Raw genomic sequence first — 15,690 nt, forward strand, 5'->3', positions numbered from 1 at the left:
GATTCCTTGAAAAGAGATTCTTGCTATACTTTATTCATAGAGAACGAGAGAAAAAAATGGAGGTTTTAACAATGAGACAACGATCAATGCTAATGAATATATTAATGGTAATTGGGTTATTTTTTGTAGGAAGTATTATTTTGAGTATCGTACTTGGTGTTTTAGGTGGATTATTATGGTTTGCTATCAAGATCATGATTCCTGTGGCAATTGCTGTTTGGTTAGTCCGCATGATTTCAGGTCCTTCAAACAACCGTCGTAGATACTACTAAGCACAGAAGCTAGCTCAGCACATCTGCTTTTTTATAAATAAAAAAATCGATTCAGCTCTTTATGAGCTGAATCGATTTTTTGTTTTATTTGCTTATGTCACCACGGAAGGCTTGTTCAAGGTTATCAAAATAATTGATAGACCCTTTCGTTTGAATCTCCCACTTATCTTCTTTTTTCTTGATAATCACTTTAAATCCATCACTATAACTATCAATACTTACTGGTTTTGTATTTTTAAAGATTTCAGGAAGCTTATCAAGTTCTGCTTTTTGAGCAGCCTTACTTCTTTCGTCATAGTCTTGATCTCTATGTGCATCATAATATTCTTTGTTTACGGCTTCCATATCATCTTTCATTTCTTTAAATGATAATCCTTCCATATTCACCGTTACTTCCGCTACATCTGGGAAATAAGAAGCTATTTCATACTTAACTGTCGCAACTTTTGCATTGTCTTCTCTAAAGACTTTTGCTAGTGCTAGGCCTTCTTCGTCGGTTACTTTGTAATCATAGAATTTGTTTTTGATTGCTTTATTAAAGTTTTCATCAAAGTTTTTGACTGCTTCATCACGATCGTTGGCTACAAGCTTATTGTAATCTTCATTTTCAGTTGCTAAGAAAACTTCGTCCACAAAAGCAGTTACAGCTTTAGCTGCATCTTCGCTATGATCTTTATATTTAGAAGCATCAACATCAAGAATAATTGGCTTTGGTTCTTTTTCTACTTCATAAATTCTTGGTTCAAAGTGTAGTTTATATGTTCCTTTTTTCTCTACTGGAAATACTACATAACCTGTTTTGCTTTTCTTACCTGAAATTTTTTCATAAGAAAGGAGCGGCGTTTTGCTCTCATCTAAATAAAGACTTAGTGATTCGATCTTACTATCATCTTCATCGTAAAGCATAATATCTGTTGCACTCATATCCAAGCTTTTATCTGTTTCATTTTTGATTGTTACTTTTAATGCAAGAAAGCCTTCCCCATCTTCGACTTCTTCTTCTTGTGGAATAACATATTCCCCTTCATCGATCGAAATTGATGCGATTTTCGATTTTGCCGCTTTTGTCTCAGACTTACTGTCGTCTCCACCTTTTTTAGAAGACCCAGTTCCTCCGCATGCTGCTAATGACACAATAGCAACTGCCGATAACAATACTAATCCTAACTTCTTCATCCCATTCTCCCCTTGAAAGTTATTGAACACTCTTTCCATTTTACTATAGTAACAAGAGCGTTTTATCTCAATCTTCTAAGGATTAATCTAATTTTTTGAGAATTTCACTATTTATTCTATTTTTTTGTATACATTTTATCACTATGCATGCGTAATTGTTCTTCTTTTATATTTTCTATTGCTTGAACTGCGTATACTTCACCCTTATGATAATCTTGATGGACTTGTTTAGAAACAGTTAAGAGGTTGGTTTCATGATCACTCCCGTGTTCTGATACAAAAACGAGATGATGGATTTCTAGTTGCTGATTACTCGCTGGAATTCTAACACCAAAACGATTCGTCACCGCTAAATCTTCCCCTGTCACTCTGCAGTAAAAACGATCTCTACTGGCAATTCTGTATGGTAATGTTGAAACCCCTCTTTTAAAAAATGTGGCTTTACCATAATTTCGACTACACCGATCTGAACAGAAAGATCGACGCCGACCTTCTAAAGGTTGATTGCACCATTTGCATATGTACTTATCTTCTCTAAAATCAATCGATTCAAAGCCTAGTTTTTCCCCAAAGGCTTTTTCATATTCGTATAGGCTTAACCAACGTCTTGTATAGGTATCTGATTTTTCTTCTAAACGTAGCTGACTCCCCTTTGCTTGATAACGATATTTATCTGGAATTTCTTCAATACATGCTTTGATTTCTTTTTTTCTTTCAGGAGAAAAAGCTGAAAACTCATTCGTAGATAATTCACCTATCCCAAATTGCCCAATTATTTTGCATTTAAAACAAATATAAAACTGCGGCAACTCTGATGTCTCTTCTGAAAAAAGCAACTCTACTTTTCTTGAACATTTTGGGCAATAGGCTCCTAGATGTTTAAAACGGTGATAATTCATGTTGTCATTCCTTCATATTTTTTTCTATTATAACGTATTATTTTAAATAAAAAATAGAGGATAGTTTTTTAAGCTACCCTCTACCTTTTATTTAAAATTAACTGTTATCCTAATTCTTCTGTTTTCTTAACGATTTTTTTAATTTCATGAATGGCCTTTTTTTGTTCCAAATAGCTTTTCACTTTATTTTCATCGCTATCGATTTTGTCCAACGTTTTTTCTAATTTATCAACTTCGGTATTGATTTGATAAACTAATGAATCTTCTTTATCAATCCAATTTTCAGCATCTTCAACTGCTTTATCATGAGCTTTTTGTTCTTCTTTTTCGATTTTATTTTCTTTGCGAATAATTGATTTTACTTCATGCAATGCTTTTTCTTGTTCAAAAAAATGTTTGATTTTGCTATCTGTGTCTTCCATCTTTCCAAGAGTCACATCTAACTTGTCCATTTCTTTCCCGATTTTTTCTACTAGTTTTGCTTCTTTTTCTGCATAATTTGCCATACTTAATTCCTCCTTGTTTTATCTAAATGCGTAAACGATATGAGTAATACCAAAAAGCATAAAATAAAATCCAACTAGAAAACTTAGTGTTAGTGCAGAAGATAAAGGATTCATCAGTAACATGATCCCTAAAATGATCCCCAACACATCCACAACCAAAGTAAACCAGAAATATCCAGTACTAACGGATTTTGCCAAATCTAAAGCAAATAATCCAAATACAGAGTCTAGAATAAACCAGATTGCAAATATAAATGGTAACGCAGCAACACCGATATTTAAGTTAAATAAGAAGTAAACCCCAATAATAATATCGATCACACCTAAAATAATTGGTGCATACGCTTTGTATCCAGTTAATTCCTTCATTCTGTTACGGGCAAAAATCTCAAAGACCCCTTTCAAAATTGCAAATATAGCGAAAACCATCACAATTGCAATCAAGTTGCCTGCTGGATCTTGAAAGGATAATAGCGCGGTTAAAACGAACAGTATTCCTAAAATCAATGATCCCCAGTCTATCCCTCTTTTGCTTGTTTCATTCATAATATTCCACTTCTTCCTATCTTATTTCTCTCTACTATTTTATGGTACTCCTAAAAATTGGTATAGTCAAAAATAAAGTCCTCTAGGTTAAGCTTGTGTATGAATAGAGCAAGTACACCAAGTATTTTTCCTATTTCGATAGTTGTTAATTTCTAAAAATTGAACAGAATTACCACTATATTGCTTTACAACATAGTATTTCCTTGCTATATTGTATTACAAGATAGTCGCCCAAAAGGAGGAGTTCGCTTGGATACAACCCAAATGCTAAAAGGTTTACTTGAAGGATGCATCTTAAAAATTATTCAAAAAAAATCCGTTTACGGCTATGAAATGATCACTCTTCTATCAGAATATGGACTAAATATGGTTAGTGAAGGCAGTATTTACCCAGTCTTGCTAAAATTACAAAAACAACAACTGATCATCGGAGAAATGCATCCTTCAACAGATGGGCCAAAACGAAAATATTATTCGTTAACATCTGCCGGAAAAACATATCTTCTACAATTTGAAAAACAGTGGTCACTGATCTCCACAGGTGTTAATAATATTTTAGAAAAAGGAAATGAGGGCTGAAAATGAATACCAAAGATATGATCAAACAAAATAACCAATTAAGAAACCAGCTTAATCCAGAAAACAAGAAATACTATGAAGAGATTCTTGTTTATATCCGTGTAAACGTGAATAAAGATGAACAGCAAACAGAGGAAACTCTCCTAGAAATCTTACAAGATATTTTGGATGCACAAAAAAATGGGACTTCTGCCAAAGAATTTTTTGGGAAAAATCCGAAAGAAATTAGTGACAATATTCTAGCAGAACTACCAAGTAGCTCTGGAACATCTTTAATAAAATTTGTACTGCTGATCTTTGTTTTGCTTCTACAGTTTAATTTAATTACTATTCTTTTAGAGCCTGTGATAGCGATTAGTTTCTTTAAAACGGGTCTGCCAATTTTATTGTCTGCTGCGGCCATTTTTTTCATCCTTGCCGTGGTGAAATACTACAGCTTTTCCAAAAAGACTAGCTATTCTTTTGCTCTACTCGCTTTTATTTGTTGGTTAGCGACTTTTTTAGTCCCCATCATTGATACTAGATTGAACGGCATCGGACAAACAATCATCCTTTCCCATCAAACCTTTGCATTGATTCTCTTGATTTTATCTGGCATTATTTTAGTCGGATATTACTTAGAAAAAAGTAGCTTTTTTGAAATCATCCCTACTGTGATTCTAGCCATTTTAGAATTTACTGTTCTGATCGGATTAGTAAACCCAGCTACATTATCATTAGGCAGCAAAGCTATCTTCTCAACACTGCTTCTACTGCTACTATTTGTCCTGCCTGCCATTCAATTTTATACACAAGAGAAACAAAGCTAGCTCCAGCTAAAAAAACAGCCTAACTCAAAACAAACAAGTTTTGAATTAGGCCGTTTTTTATTTTTTCTTGCCAATTGAGCGAAAAGCTCGTTTGATTACATCGAAAAATCCTAAAGATTGCACCATATGATCTGGTGCTACATACTCCTGTATTTCTCTAAGCACTTTTTTAGGCTGTTTAGAAGAGAACGTAAAGGTCCCATTTTTCTTGGTTTGGATTGCATAACGTGGAATCCATTTTCCTTTAAACATGACAGAAGCGATCACATAATCAACTTCTTCCCATGGGATTTGGACAAATTTACGGCTATCACGTGAATTGTAAAATTCAAAGCCTTTGTCGCCGATCATAATTTTTCCATAATCTGTAAGGCCAGTAAAAGCGGTGGCATCTGTTATGAAATCTACTTGTGTATTCAGTGATTGAACCATTTTATCTGCTCCATTTCCTCAGTGATTGATACTACTTAACATTATATGTGTTTTTAAACGATTACGCTATGTAAATGAAACTTGGGACAAAACCGACTGGCTTTACCCCAAGCATAAAACGCATAGATAGATTATAATAATCCGATTACGTGGCCAGCTACACCGACTACGAATAAGCCAAGAATAATAACGATTGGCGATACTTTTTTCTTCAATAACCACATACAGAAGAATGTAAGTAGTAACGCTGCTAGTCCAGGAATCAATTGATCCAAGTTATTTTGTAATGTTGTGACTTTCATTGCAGAAAGAGCTTTACCTGAGCCAACTTCTTCAAAGGCTTTTTGTAGACCTTCGCCATTGATTGGTAGTTTGTCCCATTCAACATACGCGCCTTTATCTAACTTAACCGTAGAAACGATTGGGATAAACTTGATTGATACCCACCGCTGTACAAGCGCCGCCAGGACGAACATACCGAGGATCGAAGCACCTTTTGTTACATCTTGCAATAATCCGCCTGAAAGGTCTTCTGTGATCTTAGAACCAGCTTTATAACCGAATTCTTGTGTATACCACATAAATGACCAACGAATTAAGTTCCAAGCGACGAAGAAAATGATTGGGCCTAAGATATTTCCACCAATTGCCAGTGAAGCACCTAGTGCACCTAACATCGGACGAACAGTAAACCAGAACACTGGATCACCAACACCAGCCAAAGGTCCCATCATCCCAACTTTAACCCCTTGAATTGCTACATCATCAACAGGAGCGCCATTGGCACGTTCTTCTTCAAGAGCTAATGTTACACCAAGAATTGGGGAAGCAATGTATGGGTGTGTGTTAAAGAACTCTAAGTGACGTTTTAGTGCAGACGCACGATCTTCTTTTGTTTTATATAATTTTTTGATCGCTGGGATCATTGAAAATGCCCAACCACCATTTTGCATACGTTCATAGTTCCAAGAACCTTGGATGAATGTAGAGCGCCATGCAACGGCTAAACGATCTTTTTTTGTTAATTCAATTTTTTCTGCCATGTCTCTTTCTCCTCCTCTTGTTTTAATAGTCGTTCAAGATATCGCCCAGTGGATCACCAGTATTGCTTCCACCGCCGCTACCATTTGAAGAACCACCCATTTTAGAAAGGTTCAAGTAGATTAACGCTAAAGCTACACCTAAAGCACCAAGTGCAATCAATGTTAATTGAGAAATTGCTGCTACAACGAAACCAATGATAAAGAATGGCCATACTTCTTTGGTTGCCATCATGTTGATTACTAATGCGTAACCTACAGCCACAACCATACCACCACCGATAGCCATACCTTCAGTCAACCATGCTGGCATTGATTCTAATGCTGATTGCACTGTTTCTGCTGGAATGAATAAAAGAGCTGCTGCTGGAATCGCAATACGAATCCCTTGCATACATACTGCTAAAATGTGCAACATTTCAATTTTTCTGATATCGCCTTTTTCAGCTGCCGCATCCATCATATGCACGATCGGTACAGCAAGTGTACGAACGATCATTGTTAAGAAAAGACCTGCTACTGCAAGTGGTACCGCAATCGCGATTGCTGATGGAACACCTTTAACACCTTGTCCGCCTAATACTAAAATAATTGCTGATGCAACAGATGCCAACGCTGCATCCGGTGCTACTGCGGCTCCGATGTTCGCCCAACCAAGTGCGATCATTTGCAATGTTCCGCCAAGAACGATCCCAGCTTCCAAGTTACCTGTTACTAAACCGATCAAGGTACATGCCACTAACGGTTGGTGAAATTGAAATTCATCTAGAATTCCTTCCATACCAGCTAGAAAGGCAACTAAAATTACTAAAATAATTGTTATAATAGACATGATAAGCCTCCTATTTTCATTTGAATTTTTAACTTATTTTGATTTCGCTTCTGCTAACTCATGTTTTGCTTTTTTCAGGATCTCATCCATATTAGCCTTAGAATCATTTGGAACCTTACGAACGTCAAATTTAACGCCTAAACCTTCCAATTTTTCAAAAGCATCCACATCTTCTTGTCCCATTGATAATACTTTACTTACTACGACTTTACCGACTGAATGCGCCATAGAACCAACGTTGACTTCTTTGATATCTACGCCTGCTTCGACTACTTTTACCACATCTTCTGGGTTTTCAAAAAGCAATAATGCTTTTGTATTCCCAAAACGTGGGTCTTTTGAAATTTCAATCATTTTACTGATTGGAATAACATTGGCTTTTACTCCTGGAGGAGCCGCTTGTTCAATCAATTTTTTACGAAGATCATCTTTAGAAACAGCATCTGAAACAACAATAATGCGATTTGGTAAAACCGATTTTGTCCAAGCTGTCGCTACTTGTCCATGTAACAAACGAGAATCGACACGTGCTAAAACAAATTTGATTTTGCCATCGCCTACTACTGTACCTTCAGGCAATGCACCTTTTGGCTGAGTATCTTCCACAGCAGCTTTTGGTGCCTCAGCAGGTTCTAACTCTTCAGGTTTGATTCTTACGCCTTCTTTAGCTGTTTCAAGAATATGTGTTGCGATTTCTTGAGCAGAATTCATTGAAAAACGAGATGCATATGCTTCAATCAACATTGGCAAGTTCAAACCGCTAACGATTGCCCATTTGTCTTTATGTTCTTCAAACAAACTATTCGCTTGGTTAAACGGTGTTCCTCCCCATAAATCGACTAAGAACAATACTTCGTCTTCTTCATCAAACGTTGCGATTGCTGCTTTTAATTTGGCTTTTAAATCGTCTGGGCCTTCGCTAGGCATCAATACAACTGCTTGTACTTTTTCCTGTTCGCCAAAAATCATGGAACCGGATTGTAAAATGCCTTGAGCAAACTCCCCATGGCTAGCAATAATAATTCCTACCATAATTTGATACCTCCTATATTTTTTTCAAACTACTTACTAAATCACTAACAGATGAAAACACTGACTAGAATATATAAAAAAGAAAAAATGCATTACTTGCTTTGCGTTTTCAATTACTTCTTGCGATCTGTCAATTGATTTTCGATGACCACTGTTACTCAACGATACTACGTCAACATTCGATCGATCGGATCACTCCTTCCAATTCTATGCATAAGTTACGACAATGAACATCGAGTCAGCCTGTCCCATCATTTATATAGAACCTGAAAAAAAATTATACTAGCTGTTCTTTTTTCAGTAATTCCATCAAATCTACTTGGTTATCTGCAACCACTTTGCGGATTTCTAATTTAATCCCTTGATCATGTAAATACTTAAATGCAGCAATATCCTCTTCATTAACAGCAACTGCATTTGTGATCATCCGTTTTCCACTTGTAAAACTCATACCACCAATATTGACAGAGTTAAAGACTACATTCCCTTCAACTACACGTTTGACATCTTCAGGATTTGTGAACAACAGCATTACTTTTAAATTATCAAAACGCGCATCTGCAAAAGCCTCGATCATTTTATCGACCGTAATAACATTTACTTTTACACCGGGTGGAGCCGCTTGTACTAACAACGCTTTTCTCAGCGTATCATGAGCAACGGCATCACTAATGACTAAGATTCGGTTTACATTGGTGCTTTTAGTCCAGACAGTCGCTACTTGTCCATGGATCAAACGATCATCGATCCGCACTAAACGAATATCCATCATGTCTTGTTCTCCTTCATTACATTAGTTCCTTTAGCACATTCTTAATACTTTATTAATAAAATACTATGCCCTGACATTTATTGCCAAAATAACGACTAGCAAAATTAGCTAAAGTATTTAAAAATGCTTACGTGACGAACAGATTTCATCCGCTGACTTATTTAAAGCAAGTTTCGTGCCAAAAATAGTGTATTGTACATCAAAAGGAAAAACTAAGGGATTATTTAAGAAAATACACAAAGAAGATACACTAAAATAGTGTATCTTCTTTGTGTATCGACTCTAGTGTATCTTCTGTATTTTGTATTTGATTCAACTGTGTATTTTTAATCAGTTGAATAATATAATAAATTTCTTCCATTGGTAATTCTAATTTGAATAATTGTTTAAGATATAGTGCCGCTTGCACCACCACGTCATAGCTAGGCTCAGATGTAATTTGTTCTAATTCTTCTTGCGTAAGTGTCAATGTATCATGCTGTAGCACTCTTTCCAGCATTCCAGCTAAATGCATGACTAAATTCACATAAAAAGAATAATCCAACTGTAAATCTAATTTTGTTCGGATGATATCTGCAAACTCCCATAATGGATCGATAATTTTTTTAGGATTGATGAAGGTAAAACTTTCTTCCATGTAATCCATACAGATTTTTCGGGCAACTGATTCGTCCATTTTCTGAGCTTCCACATAAATCTCACTATCCATCAATAACTGATTGATCACAGATTCAGCTTCACCTGAGAAAAATGTTTCCATCGGGATAAACGGTGCAGCGATTTTAGGATCAGTGATTCCTGTTGCTGCAATGACGCGATATTCTTCTTGGATCGTCACAAGTTGCTCTTGCATATCTATAATAGACAACGGCAATACTTCTAATTCCAGGCCTAACTGTGGTGGCACAGAGGCTTCGATCATTTCTTTCATCCGTTTGGCTGTTCCTTCACCAGAAGCACAGATCGCAATGATCACACGTTTTTTCCAAGGCGCTAACGGATCTAGCTCTCTTTCTTGATGGATCTCCGCATAACCTTGGAAGTTTTTCAATGAATCATATAGTGTATCTAACTGTGTATCGATCAATGTTGTTTTTCTGGCAGTTTCTAAAACGATGGGGGTCGTGACCATATCCACCGTACGAACGTCGATACCCGTTTGCCGTGTGATTTCATCTGAAAAAGTAGCGAGTGAGCCCATATCGACTAGAAGAATCACACCACTGTCTTCATTGACTTCTTTCACTACATTGACAATTTGACGCAGCGCTTCTTTGGGCTGCATTTCTAAAGGCATGTCAACTGCCCTTAAGTTATCAACATTCAACAATTGTGATACAACTTGCACCATACTTGTCGCAGTACTTTTCCCATGTGCCGCAACCACGATCCCAATTCGTCCTGCATCTTTGTTTTCCCTCAGTGAAATCAAGAGAACTGCTAAATAATAGGTTTCAAATTCTGGGATCTTCATTTGGTAATTGATTTCGATGATTCGTTTGATTTCTTGAGCTGTTTCAAATTCTACTGGATAATCCAACACCATATTTCTGATATTTTCATTTAATTGATGCTGACGCTCTTCGCCATTTTGGATTCGTTTCAAAAACGAACTAATGTGTAAGCTCATCGCATAAATAAAATTTGACTGAAAATTATAATTTAGTTTTTGTTTAGCGAAATTATAAATTTCTTTGGTAACGTCAATAATCCGTTGATCTACGATTTCTGCTAGTTTGTTCTCCGTATCAAAAGTAAAACCATGATCTTTATAGAAGGATTTTAAATGGACATTGATATCCGTCGTAATAAAGTTATTGATCACTTCTTGTTCTAAACCATCTGCTTTTAATAAGGCTGCTTTATCTCCAATGATTTCGTATAAATTATACGGCAATTCATAGGAATCTGACTGAATCGTAACTAACGGTTCATTTGGGGCTACAATCATTTGCGGTTCTAAATACTTAGAGAGCTCAGCTAAAGTTTCACGATTACTTGCCAGCTGCATCATACCGTCTTTAATACTGTCTGTCAGCTCATCGATCGTGATTGCTAGTTCATCTTGGTCAATATGATTTAAAAATCCTCTAGCAGTCACTAACTGAACATTTGATTTTAACTGACCGACATTTCCGTAAGACACACTGCCGATCAACGCCTTGACCACATCCTCAGATAAAGAAATTTTACGCTGGATTCGTGATGCTTCCATTGAAATCATGACTCTTAACAAATCGATTTTCTCTTTAGCCGGACGATCAATAAAATTCGGTAACTGAATAATAATCGGAATTCTTCGGACAAAAGTGTTTAGTAAAGATGAGGTTGGATTTTCGGTCGTAGCACAAACGATCCGTACATCTGCATGACGATTTTTGACCGTTTCACCAAGTCTTGAATAGGTGCCATGATCCATAAAATAAAAGACCATCTCTTGCCCCTCTGGCGGTAAACGGTGAACTTCATCAAGAAACAAAATACTCCCATCTGCTTCATGAATGATCCCTTCTTTGGCCTTCGTCGCACCTGTAAATGCGCCTTCAGCATAGCCAAAAAGATGAGACATCAATAATTCAGGATTATGAGCATAATCAGCACAGTTAAAAACAACTAATTTTTTATCTGAATCTATCACATGATTTAATAAGGCAAATTGAAACATTGCATGAGCAAAGTATGTTTTCCCTGATCCAGTTGGTCCTGTAATTAAGCAATTCAACCCTTTTGGTGGATAGAGAATAGCCGCTTTAGCTTGTTCAACGGGTGTTCTCATACTCCCAGTAGACCCGATCATACCTTTAAAAATATCATCCCCAGCAAATTTTTTCACTGGCTTATGTATCTCTTCCGAAGTAGATCCCTGACCATTTACTAAACTATTTTCACGGTAACTCATAACAGGTTTAGATAGTGGTTGATACTTAAAAATCGCTTTATCGACATATTTAACTGGGCGACCATCTGTTTTTTCTAGTAATCCTTCTCGAACGAGCTGATTCAAGTCTTTACTAGCATTCGTTCTTTGGATATCTAATGCTTCTGAAACATCGCCAGTTGTCACTCCACCACCCAATGAAACATCGCTAGGCGTTAAATCTTCCGTCTGTTCTTTTACATAAAGGTAGATACGTTCAATACGCTTCATTTTTACGTCTCCTTCCCACTTGAAAACGACATTAGCTTATAAGGCTAGATCATAATAAACGATACACTATTTTTATGTGTATCATACAGTGTATCGTTTTAAAAGTATACTAATAACCTTTTATTAGAATGTTTCACATGAAACAAACTTAGACAGAGATGTGAGTGGATATTGATAGGTTGAGATTTCATATTTTTATTAAACTATGTATAGCAGCTGCGAAAAAGAAAAAAGAAAGAAGGAAATTATTATGGCAAAAATTGGCGATGACTATCCAGCCAAATGGAAAAACTTACCACTGGACGGTGCAATTGATTCCTGGGGTATGTATACTCGGGAATGTACCTCTTTTGTAGCAAATCGGTTAAGTATTGTGAATAAATTTAATATCACGCGACCACCTAGCAATTGGAATGCAAATGTCTGGGGAAACAATGCTCAAAGTATGGGGTATAAAGTAGACAAGAACCCAACTATAGGATCTGTAGCTTGGTGGAATGCTAAATTTCACGTAGCTTGGGTAGCAGAAATTAGTGGAAGCAATGTTCTAATTGAGGAGTACAATAATCCAGCTGGTTCTGGAAACTATGCAACTAGATGGATCGATAAGAATGCCGTAGATGGATATATTCATTTTAAAGACTTAGGTCCACAGATCGATTTATCCAAATATTTCACAAATAATCCAGGTTTTGTCAAGACGATTACAGATTGTTCTTATTATACAAACGCGGATTTTACAACAAAAAAAGCAGATGTTCCAAAAGGAACAATTGTCAAAGTGAATGATGTTCAATATTCAAAAGCTGGTTATCCTCGTTTGAAAACAGACCAAGGATACCTGACAGCAAACAAATCTTATGTACAACAACAAAACATGAATAATTATTTCCTGTCAAACCCCAATTTTGTAAAAATAATTACTGATGATTTCTACTATACTTCTGCCGAATTCACCACAAAAAGAGCACCTATAAAAAAAGGCGTAATCGTCAAAGTTTTAGGTATTGAATTTTCAAAATTCGGCTATCCCCGATTGAAATGTGAGAAAGGCTATTTGTCTGCCAACAAAATTTATGCGCAGCAACAAGATATGAGTAACTATTTCACTTCTAATCCAGGTTTTATCAAGATGATTACCAGTGATTTTTACTACACTTCAACTGACTTTTCTGTTCAAAAAGAACCAATCGCAAAAGGTGTGATGGTCAAAGTTTTAGGTATCGAGTTTTCTGATTGGGGCTACCCTCGTCTAAAATGTGAAAAAGGTTACCTGTCTGCCAACAAAATTTATGTGCAACAACAAGATATGAGTAACTATTTCACCTCTAATCCAGGTTTTATCAAGATGATTACCAGTGATTTTTACTACACTTCAACTGACTTTTCTGTTCAAAAAGAACCAATCGCAAAAGGTATGATGGTCAAAGTTTTAGGTATTGAATTTTCTGATTGGGGTTATCCTCGTCTAAAATGTGAAAAAGGTTACCTGTCTGCCAACAAAATTTATGTGCAACAACAAGATATGAGTAACTATTTCACTTCTAATCCAGGTTTTGTCAAAATAATCACTGATGATTTTTACTATACTTCAACTGATTTTTCTACTCGATTAGAGCCAATCACTAAAGGCACTGTAGTTGAAGTTCTAGATATTGAATTTTCTGATTGGGGCTATCCTCGCTTGAAATGTGAAAAGGGATTTTTATCTGCTAATAAAATTTATGTAGAAAAATTTGAGAACACAACAGAAAAATAGTTTGTTTTCCTTCTTCTATTTATAAATATCAATAGATTTCCTTGAAAAATGTGGGTTTCCTCGCTATAATGCAGAGAGGTTTAACTATTATTCTATATGAAGTGAGGAAAACAATTGATTACTGTAAATGATGTAAGTTTGCTATTTTCTGACCGCAAACTTTTTGATGATGTAAATATTAAATTCACACCTGGTAACTGTTATGGTTTAATTGGTGCGAATGGCGCCGGTAAATCAACATTCTTAAAGATTTTATCTGGCGATATCCAACCAACGACTGGGAATGTTGCTTTAGGTCCTGATGAGCGTTTAGCTATCTTGAAACAAAATCATTTTGATTTTGAAGACAATACTGTCCTAGAAACAGTTATTATGGGTCACAAACGGTTGTACGAAGTAATGAAAGAAAAAGATGCTGTTTACATGAAAGAAGATTTCACTGATGAAGATGGAATCAAAGCGGCTGAACTTGAAGGGGAATTTGCAGAGTTAAACGGTTGGGAAGCTGAACCTGAAGCAGCCGTTTTACTACAAGGCTTGAACATTCCTGAAAGTTTGCATGACCAAAAAATGAGTGAATTAACAGCGGGTCAAAAAGTCAAAGTATTGCTTGCTCAATCTCTATTTGGTAAACCTGATGTTTTACTACTAGATGAGCCGACCAATGGTTTAGACACTCGTTCAATCAATTGGTTAGAAGAATTTTTGATCAACTTTGAAAATACCGTTATCGTCGTTTCCCATGACCGTCACTTTTTAAATAAAGTATGTACGCACATGGCCGATCTTGATTTCGGTAAAATCAAATTATATGTTGGGAACTATGATTTCTGGTTAGAATCGAGCCAATTAGCGGCAAAATTACAATCAAATGCTAACGCTAAAAAAGAAGAACAAATCAAAGAACTACAAGACTTTATCGCTCGGTTCAGTGCGAATGCATCGAAATCAAAACAAGCAACTTCTCGTAAAAAAATGTTAGATAAAATTACCTTAGATGATATTCAACCATCATCACGCCGTTACCCATTCGTTGGCTTTACACCAGATAGAGAAATCGGAAATGATTTACTCCACGTGGAAAATGTCTCTGTAACGATCGATGGCAAGAAAATTTTAGACAATATTTCTTTCTCTTTAAATAACGTTGATAAAGTAGCGTTCATTGCTGATAATGATATCGTTACAACAACATTATTCAAAGTGATCATGGGTGAAATTACACCTGATACAGGTAGTGTCCGCTGGGGTGTTACAACAACTCAAGCTTACTTACCGAAAGACAATAGCAAAGACTTCGACACTGATTTGACGATTTTAGATTGGTTACGCCAATTTGCAAGTAAAGAAGAAGATGATAATACGTTCTTACGTGGATTCTTAGGAAGAATGTTATTCTCTGGGGAAGACGTACTGAAATCAGTTAACGTGCTTTCAGGGGGCGAAAAAGTTCGTGTGATGTTATCTAAATTGATGTTGTCTAAATCAAACGTGCTTGTTCTAGATGATCCAACGAATCACTTGGATTTAGAATCAATCACTGCTTTGAATGATGGACTAATGGCATTTACTGGTGCAATTTTATTCGCATCACATGACCACCAATTTATTCAAACATTAGCAAATCGCATCATCGCTGTTTCTGACAAAGGTGTTGTCGATCGTGCGGATACAACTTATGATGAATTCTTAGAAAATAAAGACGTTCAAAAACAATTGGATGAGCTATTTTCTGGTGAGTATTAAGATTATATAACTAGTATAATAAATTATTTTTAATAAAAAAAGGCATGAATTATTGAAATGATTCCAAAAGTTTGACTTTTGGGAGTCGGTTCAATAGTTCATGCCTTTTCTTTTAATCTATATTCCAGATAATTATGGTTGC

The 15,690-nt window shown here is 35.9% G+C and carries 15 protein-coding genes; 5 read left to right on the plus strand and 10 right to left on the minus strand.

The window, feature by feature from the left end; all coding sequences use genetic code 11:
- The first annotated feature begins 71 nt into the window (after positions 1 to 71).
- Positions 72 to 272, plus strand: coding sequence for a hypothetical protein (locus ATZ35_RS04955; protein ID WP_208929766.1), 201 nt, complete (start codon positions 72 to 74; stop codon positions 270 to 272).
- 84 nt (positions 273 to 356) lie between these two features.
- On the opposite strand, the gene ATZ35_RS04960 is transcribed toward ATZ35_RS04955, so the two are convergent.
- The 4 genes from ATZ35_RS04960 to ATZ35_RS04975 all read right to left on the minus strand — a co-directional run bounded on the left by ATZ35_RS04960 (position 357) and on the right by ATZ35_RS04975 (position 3,399).
- Positions 357 to 1,448: a DUF5105 domain-containing protein gene (locus ATZ35_RS04960; RefSeq protein ID WP_208929767.1), complete on the minus strand. Its 1,092-nt coding sequence runs from the start codon at positions 1,446 to 1,448 to the stop codon at positions 357 to 359.
- A 116-nt stretch (positions 1,449 to 1,564) separates the two neighbouring features.
- A complete protein-coding gene (locus ATZ35_RS04965; RefSeq protein ID WP_208929768.1) occupies positions 1,565 to 2,347 on the minus strand; it encodes an HNH endonuclease in 783 nt (260 codons plus the stop codon).
- A 104-nt stretch (positions 2,348 to 2,451) separates the two neighbouring features.
- The gene (locus ATZ35_RS04970; protein ID WP_208929769.1) at positions 2,452 to 2,853 is read right to left on the minus strand and encodes a hypothetical protein; all 402 of its coding nucleotides are present in this window, start codon (positions 2,851 to 2,853) and stop codon (positions 2,452 to 2,454) included.
- Between the two features lie 18 nt (positions 2,854 to 2,871).
- Positions 2,872 to 3,399: an HdeD family acid-resistance protein gene (locus ATZ35_RS04975; protein WP_208929770.1), complete on the minus strand. Its 528-nt coding sequence runs from the start codon at positions 3,397 to 3,399 to the stop codon at positions 2,872 to 2,874.
- Positions 3,400 to 3,648: 249 nt separating this feature from the next.
- On the opposite strand from ATZ35_RS04975, the gene ATZ35_RS04980 reads away from it, so the two are divergent.
- Complete coding sequence (locus ATZ35_RS04980) at positions 3,649 to 3,978, plus strand: PadR family transcriptional regulator (protein ID WP_208929771.1); 330 nt, start codon at positions 3,649 to 3,651, stop codon at positions 3,976 to 3,978.
- A gap of 2 nt (positions 3,979 to 3,980) precedes the next feature.
- Positions 3,981 to 4,787, plus strand: coding sequence for a DUF1129 domain-containing protein (locus ATZ35_RS04985; protein ID WP_208929772.1), 807 nt, complete (start codon positions 3,981 to 3,983; stop codon positions 4,785 to 4,787).
- Between the two features lie 57 nt (positions 4,788 to 4,844).
- Here ATZ35_RS04985 and ATZ35_RS04990 read toward each other — a convergent pair whose 3' ends face one another.
- The 6 genes from ATZ35_RS04990 to ATZ35_RS05015 all read right to left on the minus strand — a co-directional run bounded on the left by ATZ35_RS04990 (position 4,845) and on the right by ATZ35_RS05015 (position 12,043).
- The gene (locus ATZ35_RS04990; RefSeq protein WP_086277739.1) at positions 4,845 to 5,219 is read right to left on the minus strand and encodes a DUF956 family protein; all 375 of its coding nucleotides are present in this window, start codon (positions 5,217 to 5,219) and stop codon (positions 4,845 to 4,847) included.
- 131 nt (positions 5,220 to 5,350) lie between these two features.
- Positions 5,351 to 6,262 carry a PTS system mannose/fructose/sorbose family transporter subunit IID gene (locus ATZ35_RS04995; protein ID WP_208929773.1) on the minus strand — a complete coding sequence of 304 codons (912 nt, stop codon included), beginning with the start codon at positions 6,260 to 6,262 and terminating at the stop codon, positions 5,351 to 5,353.
- Between the two features lie 22 nt (positions 6,263 to 6,284).
- Positions 6,285 to 7,091 (minus strand): PTS mannose/fructose/sorbose transporter subunit IIC, encoded by an 807-nt coding sequence (locus ATZ35_RS05000; RefSeq protein WP_010762081.1) that lies wholly within the window; start codon positions 7,089 to 7,091, stop codon positions 6,285 to 6,287.
- Between the two features lie 33 nt (positions 7,092 to 7,124).
- Positions 7,125 to 8,123: a mannose/fructose/sorbose PTS transporter subunit IIA gene (locus tag ATZ35_RS05005; protein WP_208929774.1), complete on the minus strand. Its 999-nt coding sequence runs from the start codon at positions 8,121 to 8,123 to the stop codon at positions 7,125 to 7,127.
- 277 nt (positions 8,124 to 8,400) lie between these two features.
- Positions 8,401 to 8,895: a mannose/fructose/sorbose PTS transporter subunit IIB gene (locus ATZ35_RS05010; RefSeq protein ID WP_208929775.1), complete on the minus strand. Its 495-nt coding sequence runs from the start codon at positions 8,893 to 8,895 to the stop codon at positions 8,401 to 8,403.
- Between the two features lie 250 nt (positions 8,896 to 9,145).
- A complete protein-coding gene (locus tag ATZ35_RS05015) occupies positions 9,146 to 12,043 on the minus strand; it encodes a sigma-54-dependent transcriptional regulator (protein ID WP_208929776.1) in 2,898 nt (965 codons plus the stop codon).
- A gap of 250 nt (positions 12,044 to 12,293) precedes the next feature.
- Here ATZ35_RS05015 and ATZ35_RS05020 point away from each other — a divergent pair, with 250 nt between their 5' ends.
- Both ATZ35_RS05020 and ATZ35_RS05025 read left to right on the plus strand, forming a co-directional pair.
- Positions 12,294 to 13,802, plus strand: a complete 1,509-nt coding sequence (locus ATZ35_RS05020; protein WP_244148217.1) for a DUF5776 domain-containing protein — start codon at positions 12,294 to 12,296, stop codon at positions 13,800 to 13,802.
- A 114-nt stretch (positions 13,803 to 13,916) separates the two neighbouring features.
- The gene (locus ATZ35_RS05025) at positions 13,917 to 15,548 is read left to right on the plus strand and encodes an ABC-F family ATP-binding cassette domain-containing protein (RefSeq protein ID WP_207113624.1); all 1,632 of its coding nucleotides are present in this window, start codon (positions 13,917 to 13,919) and stop codon (positions 15,546 to 15,548) included.
- Positions 15,549 to 15,690 lie beyond the last annotated feature (142 nt).

The sequence above is a fragment of the Enterococcus rotai genome, assembly GCF_001465345.1.
GTDB classification, from domain to species: domain Bacteria; phylum Bacillota; class Bacilli; order Lactobacillales; family Enterococcaceae; genus Enterococcus_L; species Enterococcus_L rotai.

What these genes read in the sequence shown, in the direction of transcription:
- ATZ35_RS05005 (WP_208929774.1), bottom strand. Translation starts at nt 8,123, where the DNA reads ATGGTAGGAATTATTATTGCTAGCCATGGGGAGTTTGCTCAAGGCATT.
- ATZ35_RS05010 (WP_208929775.1), bottom strand. Translation starts at nt 8,895, where the DNA reads ATGATGGATATTCGTTTAGTGCGGATCGATGATCGTTTGATCCATGGA.
- ATZ35_RS04970 (WP_208929769.1), bottom strand. Translation starts at nt 2,853, where the DNA reads ATGGCAAATTATGCAGAAAAAGAAGCAAAACTAGTAGAAAAAATCGGG.
- ATZ35_RS04975 (WP_208929770.1), bottom strand. Translation starts at nt 3,399, where the DNA reads ATGAATGAAACAAGCAAAAGAGGGATAGACTGGGGATCATTGATTTTA.
- ATZ35_RS04995 (WP_208929773.1), bottom strand. Translation starts at nt 6,262, where the DNA reads ATGGCAGAAAAAATTGAATTAACAAAAAAAGATCGTTTAGCCGTTGCA.
- ATZ35_RS04985 (WP_208929772.1), top strand. Translation starts at nt 3,981, where the DNA reads ATGAATACCAAAGATATGATCAAACAAAATAACCAATTAAGAAACCAG.
- ATZ35_RS04965 (WP_208929768.1), bottom strand. Translation starts at nt 2,347, where the DNA reads ATGAATTATCACCGTTTTAAACATCTAGGAGCCTATTGCCCAAAATGT.
- ATZ35_RS05015 (WP_208929776.1), bottom strand. Translation starts at nt 12,043, where the DNA reads ATGAAGCGTATTGAACGTATCTACCTTTATGTAAAAGAACAGACGGAA.
- ATZ35_RS05020 (WP_244148217.1), top strand. Translation starts at nt 12,294, where the DNA reads ATGGCAAAAATTGGCGATGACTATCCAGCCAAATGGAAAAACTTACCA.
- ATZ35_RS04955 (WP_208929766.1), top strand. Translation starts at nt 72, where the DNA reads ATGAGACAACGATCAATGCTAATGAATATATTAATGGTAATTGGGTTA.
- ATZ35_RS04990 (WP_086277739.1), bottom strand. Translation starts at nt 5,219, where the DNA reads ATGGTTCAATCACTGAATACACAAGTAGATTTCATAACAGATGCCACC.
- ATZ35_RS05000 (WP_010762081.1), bottom strand. Translation starts at nt 7,091, where the DNA reads ATGTCTATTATAACAATTATTTTAGTAATTTTAGTTGCCTTTCTAGCT.
- ATZ35_RS04960 (WP_208929767.1), bottom strand. Translation starts at nt 1,448, where the DNA reads ATGAAGAAGTTAGGATTAGTATTGTTATCGGCAGTTGCTATTGTGTCA.